The 16,047-nt window shown below is 42.9% G+C and carries 22 protein-coding genes and 1 pseudogene; 2 read left to right on the top strand and 21 right to left on the bottom strand.

Annotated elements, in window-relative coordinates:
• Window positions 1-337: 337 nt before the first annotated feature.
• The 16 genes from ACESZH_RS19005 to ACESZH_RS18930 all read right to left on the bottom strand — a co-directional run bounded on the left by ACESZH_RS19005 (window position 338) and on the right by ACESZH_RS18930 (window position 11,142).
• Window positions 338-532 carry a hypothetical protein gene (locus tag ACESZH_RS19005; protein WP_373218403.1) on the bottom strand — a complete coding sequence of 65 codons (195 nt, stop codon included), beginning with the start codon at window positions 530-532 and terminating at the stop codon, window positions 338-340.
• Between the two features lie 188 nt (window positions 533-720).
• Entirely contained in the window at window positions 721-978 is a 258-nt protein-coding gene (locus tag ACESZH_RS19000; RefSeq protein ID WP_373218402.1) for a DUF3795 domain-containing protein, read from the bottom strand.
• Between the two features lie 54 nt (window positions 979-1,032).
• The gene (locus ACESZH_RS18995; RefSeq protein ID WP_373218401.1) at window positions 1,033-2,373 is read right to left on the bottom strand and encodes a DUF6179 domain-containing protein; all 1,341 of its coding nucleotides are present in this window, start codon (window positions 2,371-2,373) and stop codon (window positions 1,033-1,035) included.
• Window positions 2,366-2,854, bottom strand: coding sequence for a DUF6323 family protein (locus ACESZH_RS18990; protein WP_373219955.1), 489 nt, complete (start codon window positions 2,852-2,854; stop codon window positions 2,366-2,368). The genes ACESZH_RS18995 and ACESZH_RS18990 overlap by 8 nt, the downstream gene beginning before the upstream one ends.
• Before the next feature lie 51 nt (window positions 2,855-2,905).
• Window positions 2,906-3,097 carry a cysteine-rich KTR domain-containing protein gene (locus tag ACESZH_RS18985; protein ID WP_373218396.1) on the bottom strand — a complete coding sequence of 64 codons (192 nt, stop codon included), beginning with the start codon at window positions 3,095-3,097 and terminating at the stop codon, window positions 2,906-2,908.
• Between the two features lies 1 nt (window position 3,098).
• Entirely contained in the window at window positions 3,099-3,320 is a 222-nt protein-coding gene (locus ACESZH_RS18980; RefSeq protein ID WP_373218394.1) for a hypothetical protein, read from the bottom strand.
• A gap of 120 nt (window positions 3,321-3,440) precedes the next feature.
• Window positions 3,441-3,938: a helix-turn-helix domain-containing protein gene (locus ACESZH_RS18975; RefSeq protein WP_373218393.1), complete on the bottom strand. Its 498-nt coding sequence runs from the start codon at window positions 3,936-3,938 to the stop codon at window positions 3,441-3,443.
• Window positions 3,939-4,405: 467 nt separating this feature from the next.
• Window positions 4,406-5,086, bottom strand: a complete 681-nt coding sequence (locus ACESZH_RS18970) for a DUF1905 domain-containing protein (protein ID WP_373218392.1) — start codon at window positions 5,084-5,086, stop codon at window positions 4,406-4,408.
• A 205-nt stretch (window positions 5,087-5,291) separates the two neighbouring features.
• On the bottom strand, window positions 5,292-5,492 hold the full coding sequence (locus tag ACESZH_RS18965; protein WP_373218390.1) for a hypothetical protein: 201 nt from the start codon (window positions 5,490-5,492) through the stop codon (window positions 5,292-5,294).
• A 43-nt stretch (window positions 5,493-5,535) separates the two neighbouring features.
• Window positions 5,536-6,537: an HNH endonuclease domain-containing protein gene (locus ACESZH_RS18960; RefSeq protein WP_373218388.1), complete on the bottom strand. Its 1,002-nt coding sequence runs from the start codon at window positions 6,535-6,537 to the stop codon at window positions 5,536-5,538.
• A complete protein-coding gene (locus ACESZH_RS18955) occupies window positions 6,498-7,130 on the bottom strand; it encodes a class I SAM-dependent methyltransferase (protein ID WP_373218386.1) in 633 nt (210 codons plus the stop codon). Before ACESZH_RS18955 ends, ACESZH_RS18960 begins: the two co-directional genes overlap by 40 nt.
• Complete coding sequence (locus ACESZH_RS18950) at window positions 7,117-7,437, bottom strand: nucleotide pyrophosphohydrolase (protein ID WP_373218385.1); 321 nt, start codon at window positions 7,435-7,437, stop codon at window positions 7,117-7,119. Before ACESZH_RS18950 ends, ACESZH_RS18955 begins: the two co-directional genes overlap by 14 nt.
• Window positions 7,438-7,484: 47 nt before the next feature.
• Window positions 7,485-9,359 (bottom strand): DNA/RNA helicase domain-containing protein, encoded by a 1,875-nt coding sequence (locus ACESZH_RS18945; protein WP_373218384.1) that lies wholly within the window; start codon window positions 9,357-9,359, stop codon window positions 7,485-7,487.
• Window positions 9,360-9,508: 149 nt separating this feature from the next.
• The gene (locus ACESZH_RS18940) at window positions 9,509-10,147 is read right to left on the bottom strand and encodes a helix-turn-helix domain-containing protein (protein ID WP_373218382.1); all 639 of its coding nucleotides are present in this window, start codon (window positions 10,145-10,147) and stop codon (window positions 9,509-9,511) included.
• A complete protein-coding gene (locus tag ACESZH_RS18935; protein WP_373218380.1) occupies window positions 10,113-10,595 on the bottom strand; it encodes a DUF3990 domain-containing protein in 483 nt (160 codons plus the stop codon). The genes ACESZH_RS18940 and ACESZH_RS18935 overlap by 35 nt, the downstream gene beginning before the upstream one ends.
• Window positions 10,596-10,701: 106 nt before the next feature.
• A complete protein-coding gene (locus tag ACESZH_RS18930) occupies window positions 10,702-11,142 on the bottom strand; it encodes a MerR family transcriptional regulator (RefSeq protein WP_373218378.1) in 441 nt (146 codons plus the stop codon).
• A gap of 133 nt (window positions 11,143-11,275) precedes the next feature.
• On the opposite strand from ACESZH_RS18930, the gene ACESZH_RS18925 reads away from it, so the two are divergent.
• Entirely contained in the window at window positions 11,276-12,259 is a 984-nt protein-coding gene (locus tag ACESZH_RS18925) for an alpha/beta hydrolase (RefSeq protein ID WP_373218377.1), read from the top strand.
• Between the two features lie 80 nt (window positions 12,260-12,339).
• A pseudogene (locus ACESZH_RS18920) lies at window positions 12,340-12,654 on the top strand (carboxymuconolactone decarboxylase family protein); the annotation flags it as partial.
• 42 nt (window positions 12,655-12,696) lie between these two features.
• Here the strand turns inward: ACESZH_RS18920 and ACESZH_RS18915 are convergent.
• The 5 genes from ACESZH_RS18915 to ACESZH_RS18895 form a co-directional block, all read right to left on the bottom strand.
• Entirely contained in the window at window positions 12,697-12,855 is a 159-nt protein-coding gene (locus ACESZH_RS18915; RefSeq protein WP_373218376.1) for a hypothetical protein, read from the bottom strand.
• A 17-nt stretch (window positions 12,856-12,872) separates the two neighbouring features.
• Window positions 12,873-13,526: a class I SAM-dependent methyltransferase gene (locus tag ACESZH_RS18910; protein WP_373218374.1), complete on the bottom strand. Its 654-nt coding sequence runs from the start codon at window positions 13,524-13,526 to the stop codon at window positions 12,873-12,875.
• Window positions 13,527-13,601: 75 nt separating this feature from the next.
• Window positions 13,602-13,919, bottom strand: a complete 318-nt coding sequence (locus tag ACESZH_RS18905) for an acyl-CoA thioester hydrolase/BAAT C-terminal domain-containing protein (protein WP_373218448.1) — start codon at window positions 13,917-13,919, stop codon at window positions 13,602-13,604.
• A 414-nt stretch (window positions 13,920-14,333) separates the two neighbouring features.
• The gene (locus ACESZH_RS18900; RefSeq protein WP_373218372.1) at window positions 14,334-14,591 is read right to left on the bottom strand and encodes an HPr family phosphocarrier protein; all 258 of its coding nucleotides are present in this window, start codon (window positions 14,589-14,591) and stop codon (window positions 14,334-14,336) included.
• 23 nt (window positions 14,592-14,614) lie between these two features.
• Window positions 14,615-16,045, bottom strand: coding sequence for a 6-phospho-beta-glucosidase (locus ACESZH_RS18895; protein WP_373218370.1), 1,431 nt, complete (start codon window positions 16,043-16,045; stop codon window positions 14,615-14,617).
• Between the last annotated feature and the right edge of the window lie 2 nt (window positions 16,046-16,047).

Below are 16,047 nucleotides of genomic sequence, written 5' to 3'. Positions count from 1 at the left end.
TGCAATATACAAAACGGTATGTTTTCCTGTCTTGCGAATGCTCTGTATTGCAAAGCCGTGGGCTTCCAACAGGCTGGATAGCTCCCGCTTGCCATAGAAATGATGATCGCCGTCCGGCGAAAAGTTCTCCCATGCTCCGGCAAATCGATCCCAACGACCTGACAGCCTGCCGGGCAGGCAAAACGCGCAAAATCTGCAGCTTCGTCCTTGGAGCCCATTTTCCCGTGAACAAACAGATACGCAGCATCAGACCTTGCGCCAATTATGATCGCTGGGATGTTGGCAATACTTTTCTGTTCTATTTTCATACCAATTCTCCGCCGTTTAGATTGCTGGACTACTTTTCTTCCTTATTGAAAGAAGTCCTTATAGCATTAAACAAGTTGGAAAGGACAACACAAACGAGGGCGGAATAAAGTACCCAATTACTTTTTGCCTCGCCAATTATGGCTACACACAAGAAGATAATCGCTGCGATAGCCAGTCCTGCACTTGCAATGAGAATTAAGGTGTTTATTTTCTTTTTATTCATTGTAATTTTCCTTTCTTTGATTTGAGTCTGTGCAAAATAAGACGCAGCGCCATCTACCCACATTTAGGGGATATTGGCTCTGCGTCTAAGCGTCTGGCTCTTTAGAATTGTATAATCTGCGAATTCTTCTTTGTGTGAAATGACTGCCTGTGCTTCAATGTTGATATGGTCTTTAAATGGTATCAGTCTCACGAAAGATCCTGTCTGCACTGCTCAATTCGCTTGCCGTTATCACCTTGCTCCTTGTCATAGGAAAATTGTGTTAACATATCGCAGGGGAAGTCCCCGCATTGTCCGCAGTGTTCATGTCCCTTGGCTTCACAGCACGACTTTAAGGGGCAATCCTCGCCCCAAAAGGGTTTCTGTATGAATACGCACCCTTTGCAATTCATCGGTTCGCGATATTCGCATTCACTGCACAATATCCCACATCTCGACTCAACCATAATGGTTCCTCCTTATAATAAATTTAGTCTCCAGCCTTCTTATCCGGTCTGTACTTATGGACTAAACCGCAGCGCCTCCACTGCTCTTTCCATCTGCGCTCTCGCCGTTTCAGTCAGTGCGGCACAAAGCTCCTGCAAGGCGGAATAGATGGTGATTTCCCGATCATCCGTCAGAAAATCATCGTTGGGATATTGCCGCAGCAGGACAGCGATGATCTCTGGTGGGAAGCCACGGAGCATCTCCACCAATTCCTTCTGTGTTGGCTCGGAGTCCCGAAGAATTTCCAGCAGATCACCCAAGGAGTGGATGTCTCTCAGGATGATCTCCGCTTTTTTCTCTGCACTTTCGCACCACAAAAGTTCATCCAGAACCTTCGCATAGTCCCTATCGTTCATCCGGTCCCCATAGGATAGAATAATCTGTGGCTTGTCCTCCGGATAGGAAGGGGTGAGGACAATGGCCTCCAAATGCCCCAGTTCCATGGCCTTCTGAATGGATAGAGCCAGTTTGGGCATACTGCTTTTCAGATACTCAGTCAAATCGTGGGGGCAGTTAAGCTCCACGATCACTTGATTTAACGCAGCGGACAGCAGCGTTTTGATTTCCTCCGTGCTCTTTCCGTGGAACAGCGCCTCCAATGCATCCAGGTCACAGGACAAGCCGCGAACCGGATGATTCGTCAGAGCGCAGCCAAGGGCAGCGGACAGCACCGACTCGTAAAGGTTCATGAGGATCTGCTGGTAGTTCTCGTCCAGGCCGCATAGGAGATGGTGGACCTTATTGGCAGAAAAATACAAGAGGAACTGATTTTCATGGGCAATATTGCGCAAATACCGCTCGATAAACTCAATGCCCGCCAGGTCGGCCACACCCGGAAAAGTGGGGTAGTCAGCGGTAATGTGGATTTCATGGGCGGAAAATTCCGGGTTGTATAACTTGAAAAAGCCGCAGATACCATCTACTACCGTAGAGCGATAGAATACATTTCTTGTTTGAAACAGCTTCTTTGTGATTTGCCTGTGAATCAGCCGGGCGGTTTGAACCTTGCGTCTGATCCCCTTCAAGCCGGCATGGAAGAATTGATCCAACGGTTCCTGTTTCAGGGCGTCCACAGCGTCCTCGGGGGATGGATAGGCTTTCAGAGCGATCCCGAATGTGTACAGGATGGAGGACAGCAGTTCCTGCGCCTTTTCTACCCGGATAGAACTGCTTTTTCCGCGGCTCCATTTCTCTATCTGCTTTGCCAGCAGCGCCAGACTTTCCGACTGAATGCGCTCCACATCGCTGTCGGAGAGCAGAGCGCATTGCCGCCCCTGGGTGAGCAGAGATGTAAAATAATTTGTCCCGCTTAACGCGGCTTTGTTTATGATATGGACTCGCTCAAGTTCAGTCATCCGTCGCCTCCAACTTCTCGAAGGGATCAACTCCCCGGCGCTCGTTTATTTTGCGGGCCAATGCGGGCAAGGCGTTCCCCGCAAGCAGTTCCAAAGAGCCGCGGCATTCTCCGTTGAATGCTTTCTTCATGTACGAGATCAGCGTGTCGTCGCTGACCCGGTCCGAGGTTTCATTCTTAAAGCTGTAAAACAGGTCAATCAGCTCATGGAGCGTTTCCTCGTAGTTGCCTTGAGAAATGTAGGGGGAGTCACAGAAGGCCAAAATCAGCTTGTGGGTCACGCCGCCGAATTCAATGCGGCCTGTCTTTTTCAGCGTGTCCTCCCGCGTGTTTGCCAGCGCCATTGCCTGCTGCGCTGTCAAAGCCAGCCCATAGGCTGCCGTTTTTTCATTACAGGCCAAAATCGTATCTGTCTGCTTTCTTTCCGCCAATGCACTATCAAAAAGCGTTAGAGCAAAATCGGGAAGCTTTTTATCTGTCATCATATCCCTCCTTTGGATAAAAACGCAGAGCCATACATCCATATTTCTGGATTACTGGCTCTGCATCTTAGCGTCCGGCTCTGGTAAAAGCGTCATATGAAATTGTTTTAGGTTAATCAATCGTTCCTGCTTACACTTCGGACAGAAAAGCAGGAAGTTTTGAAGTATCGTATCCTCCCGTATCCATACACGGGTTTTGCTATGACAAATCGGGCATAGCAGCCATTTCCCTTGTTTCTCCATTTTATTGCTGCTCCTTTTTCAGTTGTTCCAACCGGCGATTCATCGCTTCGGCGTCCATACATCCCTGCACCCAATCAACCACACAAATCACCCCATATACAATGACAACGGAAGCCGCAACTACAAGTACCTTTTTGTCTTCAAAGTCCCTGGTCATTTCTACACATTCCAAAACGGCCTGTTCATCCTCCGGATGTAAAACTTTTCGAATGGATACACGCAAGATTCTCACCCCTTTCCATTCCTACAAGTATATAATAGTGTGGTTTTCCTGCCGATTCAATCCATGACAGGCAAGATGCGATTTGCGCCGATGAAATGCAAAATTTTTCGGTCATATTGGTTATTGGGTCGGCGATGAAATCAAAGTGACTTGTCTCGGACGGCATCCTTCTGTCGGCTCTTTGGAGATATACTTCATTGCAAGCTCATTGATCTCCTTCAGGAAAGTCCCAAACTCATCATCCGTCAGCATCAAAGTGCAGCTGGTCAGCATAAACATGTCCTTTCTTGGATCTGCATGACCGCTGGCAAAATATTTTGCAAATGCAGTACAGATACTCATCAGCGATACTTGAACGCCCATTCCATCCTCGTCCTCCACAACCAAGGCATTTGGATTGAGCTGATAAACGCTCTCGACGGTTCCTCTGATTCTGTTTTCTTCCGCAACGATAATCACAGAGTTTTCAGCCAGGATTTTTACATGGCGGTATAGGCTTGGTGTTGGAATATCACTAAGCTTGCTTTTGATTTCTTTCACAGTCCCCTTATCATGTACCAGCAAAAACTGGATAATCCTTTGCCGCACAGGGTTCATGATAACTTCTGCCATATTCATTACGGTTTCTGCCCCCTTTTTGATTTCACTTTTTATTATATTATCATTTTTGAGAATGTCAATAGATATTTGTTTAATGTTCAAAAAAGAGTAGCCAAAGTGAAGGTTTTGGTATTACTTAGATACGAAAAAAGAAACGATAGCAAGCACAGCAAGCGAGTACCCACTTGCGGATTTTTCCTATTTTCAGGTCCCTTGCCCGAAAATGTAAAAATGCTTGTTGGGTGGGCAGCGCCCATGCCTGTCCCACCTATGCAAACAGCTCTTCGTCCAAATCAGCATAAACGTGACGATTAGAGAATGTAATCTGCGTTTTCTGTACCTTTTTTTGGTATCTCGAAACTGTGTTAGCATTTTGCCAGCAAACATTTCTTACAGCGGTAATAATGTCTGGTGTTGATTAAAAAAAGAATATCCTGATTAATGAAGTCCATTTGTTTTCTTCTTGGAACTGAAACTATTGATATCTAAGCATGGTTTCCGGTTTCAAAGCACCACTTTGCAATCTTCTCAATTAACGCAGCATCCACCTTGCCATAGGGGATTCGGATAGTTCCCTTATCAGTTTCGTATCCTTGTAATTCGTTAGAAAACTGTACCACCGCAGCAGGCCCCGGATACAATCCGATGTGTTTCTTTGAAGCGGCAAAATGAAGGATATTATGCTTTTTCCAATAAGTCGGCATACTCCAGGAGATACGTTCTTCCGCTTCCGGTAATGCACTGTGAAGAATCTGACGGATATAGCGCAGATCTTCCTGCTTATCCTCATCCTGGCTCAGGATATATTCATCTATCGTCTTTGGTTTTTCACCGCAGAAATGACTCTGCTCTTTTTTCTTAAACTCTCTGCCACATTTGGGGCATTTCCACATAGACATTTTCTCACTGTCTCTTTCCTGAAGAACCACTTCAACAATGTCACCAAAGCTCTTACCAATCTGCTTACGTATCTGTTTTGAAACGCCGATAATGTAACAAGGAGTTCCCATTTTTACCACTTGCCCACGATACGGAATACCATCAAAAGTAGCATTCACCATCAGACGTCCTTTGCCAAAAAGTTCTTTGATATCATAAGGAACTTCTACATAGGCAGCATCCATATTCTCATTTTGAAGAATTATTGCACAAAATTTTAATTCCACGTTATTTCCCCCTCATTAAGTGGATTTCGTCCTCAACTCATCGTCCAATCCTTTATAACCGGTATCCTTCTCCAGCTTGCGCTTAAACTTATCAATATACATCTTCATATCAACCGTCTCCGTATCAAAGTAATCTACACATCCATCGGAGCATGGGCTGTCCGGCATGAATGATCTGTAAATCCGGCACCTTCTAGATTCTCGATCATCTGTGCGGCCTTCCACCAGTCCACTGATAGTGGATCACATTGCCCTCGGTTGCCATCAGGTATCCCTGCTTCTCCCACACATCATACGGCACTGAATTCGCTTTCACCCTCTGCAGAATGGTCTCCTCAGGTACCCCAAAATATGGAACCAAAATGTATTTCTCATCCGTATTCTTCGGCAGAAATATCTTATTCATCTATATCCTTCCCCAAATCTCATACCCCTGCCTCCTGGCAGAGTCATATACCGGCTGTTATCATGCCATACAGCAGATACTGGTTCTCAGCAAACTTTGCAAAGAACGGATCCCATTTTGGCAAATGATTGCTTTTCGATGAATTCAGGGAAGAGTCCATTGGCATCAGGTTCCACAATTCATCATTCATCACAAATGACCATGGAATGAAATGATCCACATCATAACTTTCTTTTTGAATTCGGTCGCCTGTAAATACATCCCGCACCGGTTGCAAATCCAAAATACCTTCCCAAAGCTTCCTTACATTAGAAAGTTTTCGCATCTTCTCATCCAACGGCGCCAGCTTATATACCAGTCCCGGAACCTCTGGATTATTTGTTTGTAACCATTTTATTTTTTCATATTGGATCCATCCAAGTATAGCAACTGTATTATCCTGTATCATCTCTATCCATGACTGATTGAAACAAATCTCCCTTTGCAGCTTACTGCTGCCGCCAAGTGTGTACGGTAACAATACACTGTTTGCATTAATCTTCTCTATGTATGCAACCATTCGCCGGACACTGCCCCAGTCAGGTGTTTCATCGGTCTTACCAAAAAATCCAGCCAATGCTCTATATGGAACCATATTAGTCAGCTGTTCTTTTTCCTTTTTTATCTCTGTATTGTACTTCCGAATCGCATTCTTTATTTCCAGCTTTGACGCATTCGCAGACAACCTGCTTAAATCATGTAATTTGCAAACTGCACGCTCCAGTCCATCCCGGACGGATCCATCACTCATAATTCCGCTAAGATGTACATGAAATTCCACCACTGAATACCACGCATTTGCTATCATTTCATCAATCACCGCATCAAAAGTTGTATCCTTAACGTTTTCTGAAATCAGATTTACGATAGCTTCCAGCCAGTAAAATTTGTAACAATATGATGGATCTTTCATCATCTGGGTAAACCCATGAATATCCAGCGTATTATAATACTTTCCATCAATACTCAGACTATATTCGATTTTCGGAGTATTAAGTTCAGCCATTTTTCTTCTCCCCTGCCTCGACGTACATCACCGGTAATCCAGAATTCTTCCAGCTTTACCCCCTGTACCTCTTCCATAAACTGTTTGAAAGTATCTTCTGTAAAATCTATAAAATACCTTCCATTCCGAATACCTTCAAACTGTCCATATTTAAAAGATGTGTATATGATTCCATCTTTTTTCAACGCATTGCGCATTTTCCTCAACACGTCTTTTAATTCTGTTTTAGATAAATGCAAGATAGAAGAACATGCCCAGATTCCGTCATACACTTCAATTGCATCCAGTTCCTGAAACAGCATTCTTCTTACCTTGATTCCAGTATACTCACTGGCAAGTTCACATAGTTTTTCAGAGCCATCAACTGCATCAACATTAAAGCCACGTTCCATAAAGCATTTCGTATCGCGCCCTGCACCACAACCAAAATCTAATATCTTCCCGCTTGCTGGAAGCTTTTCTAAAAAATGTTCCTGTGTTTCATGGAAATCTACAAATCTTGTGCTATCAAAAAATTCCTCTGCGTGACTTTCATAATAATTCAAGGTAGTATCATGCTCCATCTTCTGATTACATTTTTTATAACTCATCATACTTGGCCGCACTTCCCCTAGCCTTTTCCACCGGATATTTCATTTCATTTTGATCCATCTTCGCATTTACAATCTCATCTGCATCGAGTCCAAGCTTGTCCAGCATGTTTTGACAATAGACAAGCACATCCGCCAGTTCTTCTCTCACATGTGTAATATTGTAATTATCATCGCTCCACTGAAAACATTCCAGCAGTTCACTTGCTTCAATAGAAATTGATTTTGCAAGATTTGCTGGAGAATGGAACTGATCCCAGTCTCTGTCCTCTGTAAATTTTCTGATTCTGTTAATTGTACTCTGATTCATCTTCTCCTCCTGATTTACAGCTCACACACTTTATTTTTCAATCTTTCCTAGAAATAATCTGCCAATGCATGGTCAACGCAGTAAATATAGCAGCCCTTCATTCCTCTTGTCATTAAGGTACGATATGTATTTTTGATAATCTCATCTGCACGCAGTAATGCCTCTTCTGGATTTTCTTTATACAGCTTTTTGATTCCTTTCAATGACTGATCTGTCCTGGCTCTTTTGGTGAAATCTGTCACGATTTTTCCATTTTCATAACGAATATCATCGCCTATAATAACACCCACATAATCAAATTCCAGTCCTTGTGAGGTATGAATACAACCAACTTCATTAATAGAGGTTTCACTTACTGCAAAAGGTTCCCCGCTTCCCAGGTTCCAGCTCATTTCGAAATCACCAATTTTAATGTCATGATAACTTGTATTATTCTGTTCTTTTTTATTCCAGTTCCAACAATATCCGGCCAGCATACGTGCACGGTTCGAAATCCGATTTTTCTCTATCACAATATTTCTGACAGAACCTGGGGTATCACAGATCTGAATATCATAGTCAATCCCATCCAGATCATAATTGGCAGTTTCTCTGATATCCAAAACATCATCCAGCCACGCAAGATATCCATCGGATCCATTGCATCGAAACTGCGACTGCAGTTCCATATGATAGATTTGAGCTCCTTCCCTTTTTGCCCATTTTTCAATTTCTTCCACAGAACCAATATCGTCCATTGTGACACGCTGACTTTCATCGATAAAGAATACACTGCAATAAGCTGCATGTATAATCTCTTTGATCTGATTTTCTCCCAGATTATGGAACATACCAGACTTCTCATTAAGTCTGTGTGCCTTATCTACAAGAAGAGTATGCGCCACATTTTCACCAGTTTCCGTGTACGTTCCTGAGCCTTTGAACATATTGTCTACACTACTTTTCTTTATCTGGCCTTTTAGTTTCCGCAAATACACCTGCCGCGGCGCACTGTTTTTAGAAACATATTGCACCATCTGATCACGCTGCGTAAGTTCTGCCAACAAATTCACGGCAACCACTGTTTTTCCGGTACCCGGTCCGCCAGTACAGATAATGCAGCGTTTTTTATAATCCTGCTGACACATAGTGGAGAGCTTCAATATTTCCTCATAAACAACCTTTTGCTCATCAATCATAATAAATTCCTGATTGCCCTTCAGCATAGACGCAATGGAATTCTGAAGACTTTTGGACGGTCTGATCTTCCCATGTTCAACCATATATAGAATTTCTTTCCGGTCTCCTGTTTTTACCGATTTCTTTATAAAATCCCGAAGTAATATCAATTGACCTTTCGTATATGCAGGTGCTTCTTCCATATAGGTCTGGTACTGTCTGGCATCCAGCGGATCGTCTTCGTGACGAATATAATTGTGCAGACATGCACACGGATGAAGTAATATCTTTTCATCCTGTACGGTGGCATTATAATCTTGAATCAGCCGGGCATAAGACCATGCCTGATAAGATGGATGAACAACTATGCGGAGCGCATTTCCCGTATATGTTTCTACCAGGTTTCCTACCTGCGCATCAATAATCCCATCACTTCCTGGCACTTCCGAAAGTTTCTCCCACTGTTTTAGTTCTACAATCACCATATTAGGGACATGTGCATCATCATATCCGGAAATCATAAAATCTACACGTTTCGCTGTCTGCGGTATATTAAATTCAATAGCGATACCAGCATCTGCAGGAATTGCGCTATCATTTAAAACCTTATACATATAGGTAAGCGAATTTTCCCATGACCGAAATTCGTTCTTCGAAGTATGCCTACCCATTTTATTCAATATGTTTTCTTCAATTTCTATCGCTATAGAATCATTCTCCACACTTTGAAGAAAATCTGTTTTCACCCCATCATACACTATCATAGCTATTTCTGCTCCATCTTTCGTTTTTTTCTAGGGTCACCTGGTTTTTTAGTTTTTTCTGGTATGAGCCACGTTTTACCTTTAAGGACACCACGGGCTGCTACTCTGATAGATGCTTATAAACATAGATTTTATTCCATAAATTTTAATTACCGCTCAATCAAATCTTCCATTGTGCAGCCTAAAACCTTGGCAAGGCTATATATTGTATCTGCACTTGCCTTGTTGATATTTTTGTTTCGCTGCTCATACATCTGAATCGAACGAAGGCTGACGCCGGATCGTTCCGCTAACTCTGCTTGAGTAAAGCTATATGCTGTACGAATGCGCTTTAAATTAGTTTCAGGAAAATACTCCTTTATTTTTGAATCCACAATGTCAACAAACTTTGTTATATCCGCTTCGTGGAGAATGTAGTACATTTTTTGCAAATCCTCAAAAGAGAGAACCTTGAAAATGTCGCTATACTTCCTACCCGAATACCATTGATAATAGGCAACAGTCCACCCAATCCAGTATTCCTTGGAGCGTCCAAAATGATCCTGCGGTTCTATTTGAAGTTCTTGTCCTTTTGTTTCTTCAACGATTTCCCGGACGATTTCGATACCGCTTCTACCTACAAGATAGGCAGGTTCACCGTTTTCCATTCGCTTGCTTACAGAACTTACAATAAACAGTTTCACAAAGTCATTTCCGAGAATACCGCAAGTATTGACTGCGTAATCAAAGGCATCACCCAGTACCGACTGTGCCTTACTCAGATATATTTCTTGGTATGCGTGGGTCATCGTTTTTAATGCCTCCTCTCATAATATCCTGAATATACAGTCCATCATTCTCTTCTTCAAGCATTTCCAGATAAAGCTGATTGGCTTCATCATCTCTGGCTTTGCGAAGAACATAGTATTGGTCTTTCTCGGCAACATCAAAGCCTTCGTATTTCAGTTTGGAAAAGGCAAACTTTGATTTAATAACTATTTGTTCCCCCAGCTTTCCAAGTCGCATAGCACGTGCAAGCTGTTCTACCGAAATACCGTTGTTAAGAAATGACTCTGCGTAATCAAAATAGGAATCGTCCGCACGGTAACCTGTAATCAAGTCAAAGGCATTTACATTGACGCTGAAGTTATCGATCAAATATTGTTTTGCTCGTCTTGCCACAGGAGTTTTTATAGAAAACAGGCGATGTTCCACGTTTTTTTCCGAACCATGGTATATCGTAATCCGTTTATCCATTTTTCCGACCTCTCTTCTCCTTATTGTATCGCCAAAGTGATAGTGGGTCAATAAGTCTCAAGAAGGTTTATATCACGTTCTTCCACAGTGAACGAGCCTGGGATAATCATTCTTCATGTGCATTTTCATAAAACCTTTTTATTTCTTCAGGGAGCCCATCCGGTACGATCTGGGTGAGCCTTTCTTCATTTCCGTCAGCGATTGCCTGATCATAGTACCAGCATTTGAATTTAATCATATCCAGATTCTTCTGAAGAATCCTCATCTCTTCCTCCAGAACAGCACGTCTTCTTTCAAATAATGCCTTACGCTTGGGATAAGTAGAAGGCCCCTCAGTACACCATTTCATGAATTGTTTGATATCTTTTAGTTCCAGACCTGACCTTTTCAGACATTCGATCACGCGAAGTGCTTCGATATCTTTCTCGCCAAATTTGCGGATGCCGGATACCCGCTTTAAATCCGGAAAAAGCCCTTCTTTATCATAATAGCGGAGTGTCGAGATCGGAAGCCCGCACATTTCTGAGATTTCCCCAATCGTATACATGGTCATATTCCCCCTTATAAATAATTGAAAAAGTAAAAACTAACCCTTGACCTAAAGTTAAGTTTAGGTAGTATGCTCTTATCATAACAGATGAAATACTACTATGCAATGATGAATATAAGGAGGTTCTATCATGGAAGAATTAAAACTTACAGAGACATGGGACAAAACTTTTGCCCAAAGTGAAAAGGTGGATCATAAAAAGGTAACGTTTACGAACCGCTATGGTATTACGCTGGCGGCAGATATGTACACACCAAAGAATCAGGCAGGAAGGCTGGCAGCGATTGCAGTATGCGGACCGTTTGGAGCTGTAAAGGAACAGTGCTCCGGACTGTATGCACAGACAATGGCAGAGAGAGGATTTCTGACTATCGCATTTGATCCGTCTTTTACAGGCGAGAGCGGAGGTCAGCCACGGTATATGGCATCTCCGGATATTAATACAGAGGATTTTCAGGCTGCGGTGGATTTCCTGTCGGTACAGGATAACGTGGATCCGGAAAGAATCGGTATCATTGGTATCTGCGGTTGGGGAGGCATAGCATTAAATACTGCAGCTCTGGATACGCGTATCAAAGCAACCGCAGCGTCTACTATGTATGATATGACGCGAGTGAACGCGAACGGATATTTTGATTCCGAGGACAGCGAGGAAGCAAGATACGAGAAGAAAAAAGCGATGAATGAAGCAAGAACAAAAGCCTTTCGGACAGGATCTTATGACATGATTGGCGGATGTCTTCCGCTTCCGGTACCGGAGGATTCTCCGTTTTTTGTAAAAGATTACAGCGAGTATTATAAAGGACGTGCATATCATGAGCGCTCATTAAATTCAAATGATGGATGGACAGCGGTCGGATGCATGTCCTTCATGAATCAACCGATCCTTCAGTACACGAATGAAATCCGCAGTGCCGTACTGTTAATCCATGGAGAGAAAGCACATTCCTGCTATTTCAGTAAGGATGCTTTTGCAGCGATGACGAAGGACAGCACATATGCAGATAATAAAGAACTGATGATCATTCCCGATGCAGTACATACGGACCTGTATGATAATCTGAAAGTGATTCCATTTGATAAGATACAAAGCTTTTTTGAAGAAAATTTGTAACTATTAGGAGCTATGCGAAATTGGCTTCTGCGAATGGGTTAATCAGGAGAAGTCATTACAGAAAGAGGAGGTTCAATAAGATGGAAAAGATTGTACAAACAGCAGGCAGAAATGCACTTGGCGAATTCGCGCCGGAATTCGCACATTATAATGATGATGTTTTATTTGGGGAAAATTGGAATAATCAGGACATTGACCTGAAAACCAGATGTATGCTTACGATAACGGCACTCATGGCACAGGGAATCACAGATTCTTCTATGAAGCACCATTTGGAGAACGCAAAAGCTCACGGTGTGACACAGAAGGAGATTTCAGCATTGATCACTCACGTTGCATTTTATGCAGGATGGCCGAAAGCCTGGGCAGTTTTTAATCTCGCAAAGGAAGTATGGGAAACAAAGGAGACCGTATAATGAGTGATAAAACATATAAGATTATGTGACATTCGTGCCGGCTGCAGAAACACCTGGCACATCCACCATGCAAAGACAGGTGGAGGCCAGGTGCTGATCTGTATCTATGGGGAAATCCGTAACCCTGTTCCCAAAACCAATGATCAGCAAAAGCTCTGCCAGCATCACAATGCAAAACAAAACTATAAAATGCTTCCTTATTTAACGCACTCAAAATAAACCATAGACCCATCCGTATGGAAATCAATCTTTTGATACATCTGTTCCAGCACTGCTTTCAGCTCGCTTTTGGTCTGGAATGGCGGAGTAAACCAACCTTTCTTCGACAGAATGTTTTTCACCAGCCAATCTGTAATAGCAGCCTCACCTCTAATGTAAAAGCAGGCGATAAATCTTCCTCCCGGCTTCAGAACACGCCAGGTTTCCAGGAAAGCCTTTTTCTTATCCGGGAAAGCGTGAAAACCATTCATGCTCAAAACAATATCACAGGATCCATCTTCCAACGGAAGCTGCCCCACATCCCCCTGTATACACGAAACATGTGAACAATCAGCCACGCGGGCTTTTGCCTGCGCGATCATGTCCTCACTATAGTCAAGACATATAATCGTTGCGTTCGATAAACTTCTCCATTTTTCTTTTGTAAAAACCGCAGTTCCCACCGGAACATCTAACAGGACACCGCTAAAGTCATCCGGAATATACGCAAGAACCTTCCTTGCAATTTCATTATCATCTGTTCCGCTCCAAAACAACTTGATATAGAGTCTGCTAAAAAAGCTGCCTTGTGTTAATACATCATCATAGATATCTTTTGAATCGTGATACGCAGTCTGAATTTTATCTGCCATTTTTCATCCTCCACAACTTTCTGCCGCTTGGCATTATCGCAAAAACGGCGGCAATATGTACTCGCATGGCCTTGCTTACCACATTCTGATTATCTTAGACAGTCTACGGTCAATGTCCATGCGTGCAGCCTTACATTCCCTCGGATACTTTCTTCCTGCCCGGAACGCCAGCCGTACAAGCAGGCCGGAGCCGACAGGGATCATGATATGCAGCATAGATTCAGGAAATACAAAGTGTGTACCGTGCTCATAAATCATTGCTTTATACTTGCAGCCATGAGGCATCGACTGCAGCTGTTCTGTGATTCTGCGGATATACTTACAGTTATCCCAGAGTACATCGTCCTCAGCCCCTACAAGTACAAGCTTTCCTTTTATATTCTCAACCTTGATCTTTTGTCAATCTGTCGTCAATAGCATCCCCCAGCATAAGTATCAATGCCTTATCTGTTTTCTTCTTGTTTGCAAAATATGCTCCGTAGAATCCATCCTTTTCCGGCGTAAAATATGTTCTTTTCCTTGCTATCTAAACATTTCCTTCTCATACGTTATCGCTGCCTGCAAATACTTATACACAGAAAATACTCTGACGCGCGTCAGATTTCCGTTTCTATCCCATGCCTCTTTGTGTCACCCGGAATGTTAGTTCATTCTAACCATAATATACAACAATCTCTCCCTTAATTCCAGTTTAAATTGTAAAATCACTGAAAAATGGCGAAAAAAACTCCCATAACTAAAACGCCCTGCCGAAGCAGGGCGTCAGTGGGCTGCATCCTCCAAACACAGCCCGGCTGTCTGATCCTATTATAAATTCGCTTTTATAAAGGCTTCCAATTCCTGTGCAGCCTTCTCTTCATCTGCACCTTCCACCTTTACAACAATTTTGTCGCCGCATTTTACTCCCATTCCCATCAGAGCCATCAATTTGGCTGCGTCTACTTCTTTTTCGCCTTTCTGAATGGTAACTTTACTCTCATACTTTTTTGCTTCTTTTACCAGTGTCCCTGCAGGTCTTGCATGAATTCCTAATTCGTCTGCTATTACATACTCAAATGTCTTCATAGTGTTTTATTCCTTTCTTCCTGCTATAAATTTTCTCCATTGCTTTCAATTACTTCTTTGTACCAGAAAAAAGACTTTTTCTTTCTTCTCTCCAACGAACCTTTACCTGCGTTATCTTTGTCCACATAAATGAATCCGTAGCGCTTTTTCATCTCCCCGGTGGTGAAGGATACACAGTCAATACATCCCCATGGGGTATATCCCATCAATTCCACACCATCCAGCAGGACTGCTTTCTTAAATTCTTCAATATGGGCCTTCAGATATGCAATACGGTAATCATCCTGGATCGTTCCGTCCTCTTCAACCTTATCAATGGCGCCAAAACCGTTTTCCACGATAAATAATGGCTTCTGATATCTTTCATACAGCAGATTCAGTGCATAGCGCAGACCAACCGGATCGATCTGCCAGCCCCAGTCACTCTTTTTTACAAAAGGATTGCTGACACTTCCCGGAAATCCGTCCAGGCCATTTCCCTCTGCTACTGCATTCGCTTTTACAGCGTTTGTCATATAGTAGCTGAAGCCCACAAAGTCCACTGTTCCTTCACGGAGTATTTTTTCGTCTTCTGTTTCCATTTTGATCTGAAAACCTTTTCTTTCCCATTCCCTGAGAATATAAGACGGATATTTTCCCCGTACATGGACATCCCCAAAAAGATATCTGTCATGCATAGCTGATACAGAAAACATCATGTCATCCGGATGACAGGAGTACGGATATAACGGTACGCAGGCGATCATACATCCGATCTGAAAATCCGGATTGATTTCATGTCCTTTTTTCACTGTCAGAGCGCTTGCTACCAGCTCATGATGTACGACCTGATACATACACTCTTCCGGATTCTCTTCGTCTGCAAAGATCACACCAGAACAAGTATATCCAAACAAAGGATATTTATAATTCTTCTGGTTATTGATCTCATTAAAGGTCATCCAATACTTCACTTTATCTTTATACCGCTCCATAACCGTCACGGCATATTTTACAAAGAAATCGATCAGTTTTCTGTTTTTCCAGCCCCCATATTCTTTTACAAGATGGTATGGCATCTCAAAATGGGAAAGTGTCACAACAGGCTGAATCCCATATTTCAAGAGCTCGTCAAACAGGTCATCATAAAACTGAAGTCCGGCTTCATTTGGCTGGTCATCGTCACCGTTTGGGAATATCCTTGTCCATGCAATGGATGTACGAAAGCACTTAAATCCCATCTCTGCAAATAATTTTACATCTTCCTTATAATGGTGATAAAAATCCACTGCTTCGTGATTGGGATAATAATATCCTTCCTGTACCCCGTCTGTGATCCTGCGGTCAACCCCATGCTCGCCTGCTGTCAGAACATCCACAATACTGACACCTTTTCCGTCTTCATTCCAGGCACCTTCTACCTGATGGGCAGCTACTGCTCCGCCCCAAAGGAAATCATCCGGCATTTTATTCATCT

The organism is Ruminococcus sp. 5_1_39BFAA, assembly GCF_964240875.1.
Lineage (GTDB): Bacteria > Bacillota > Clostridia > Lachnospirales > Lachnospiraceae > Blautia_A.
Note: the sequence above shows the minus strand (reverse complement) of the source record. Positions and strands in the feature narration are given on the sequence as shown.

Bases quoted from the DNA above. Each gene is read 5' to 3' on its own strand.
- ACESZH_RS19005 (WP_373218403.1), bottom strand. From the start codon at position 532: ATGAATAAAAAGAAAATAAACACCTTAATTCTCATTGCAAGTGCAGGA.
- ACESZH_RS19000 (WP_373218402.1), bottom strand. From the start codon at position 978: ATGGTTGAGTCGAGATGTGGGATATTGTGCAGTGAATGCGAATATCGC.
- ACESZH_RS18995 (WP_373218401.1), bottom strand. From the start codon at position 2,373: ATGACTGAACTTGAGCGAGTCCATATCATAAACAAAGCCGCGTTAAGC.
- ACESZH_RS18990 (WP_373219955.1), bottom strand. From the start codon at position 2,854: ATGACAGATAAAAAGCTTCCCGATTTTGCTCTAACGCTTTTTGATAGT.
- ACESZH_RS18985 (WP_373218396.1), bottom strand. From the start codon at position 3,097: ATGGAGAAACAAGGGAAATGGCTGCTATGCCCGATTTGTCATAGCAAA.
- ACESZH_RS18975 (WP_373218393.1), bottom strand. From the start codon at position 3,938: ATGAATATGGCAGAAGTTATCATGAACCCTGTGCGGCAAAGGATTATC.
- ACESZH_RS18965 (WP_373218390.1), bottom strand. From the start codon at position 5,492: ATGAATAAGATATTTCTGCCGAAGAATACGGATGAGAAATACATTTTG.
- ACESZH_RS18960 (WP_373218388.1), bottom strand. From the start codon at position 6,537: ATGGCTGAACTTAATACTCCGAAAATCGAATATAGTCTGAGTATTGAT.
- ACESZH_RS18955 (WP_373218386.1), bottom strand. From the start codon at position 7,130: ATGATGAGTTATAAAAAATGTAATCAGAAGATGGAGCATGATACTACC.
- ACESZH_RS18950 (WP_373218385.1), bottom strand. From the start codon at position 7,437: ATGAATCAGAGTACAATTAACAGAATCAGAAAATTTACAGAGGACAGA.
- ACESZH_RS18945 (WP_373218384.1), bottom strand. From the start codon at position 9,359: ATGATAGTGTATGATGGGGTGAAAACAGATTTTCTTCAAAGTGTGGAG.
- ACESZH_RS18940 (WP_373218382.1), bottom strand. From the start codon at position 10,147: ATGACCCACGCATACCAAGAAATATATCTGAGTAAGGCACAGTCGGTA.
- ACESZH_RS18935 (WP_373218380.1), bottom strand. From the start codon at position 10,595: ATGGATAAACGGATTACGATATACCATGGTTCGGAAAAAAACGTGGAA.
- ACESZH_RS18930 (WP_373218378.1), bottom strand. From the start codon at position 11,142: ATGTATACGATTGGGGAAATCTCAGAAATGTGCGGGCTTCCGATCTCG.
- ACESZH_RS18925 (WP_373218377.1), top strand. From the start codon at position 11,276: ATGGAAGAATTAAAACTTACAGAGACATGGGACAAAACTTTTGCCCAA.
- ACESZH_RS18910 (WP_373218374.1), bottom strand. From the start codon at position 13,526: ATGGCAGATAAAATTCAGACTGCGTATCACGATTCAAAAGATATCTAT.
- ACESZH_RS18900 (WP_373218372.1), bottom strand. From the start codon at position 14,591: ATGAAGACATTTGAGTATGTAATAGCAGACGAATTAGGAATTCATGCA.
- ACESZH_RS18895 (WP_373218370.1), bottom strand. From the start codon at position 16,045: ATGAATAAAATGCCGGATGATTTCCTTTGGGGCGGAGCAGTAGCTGCC.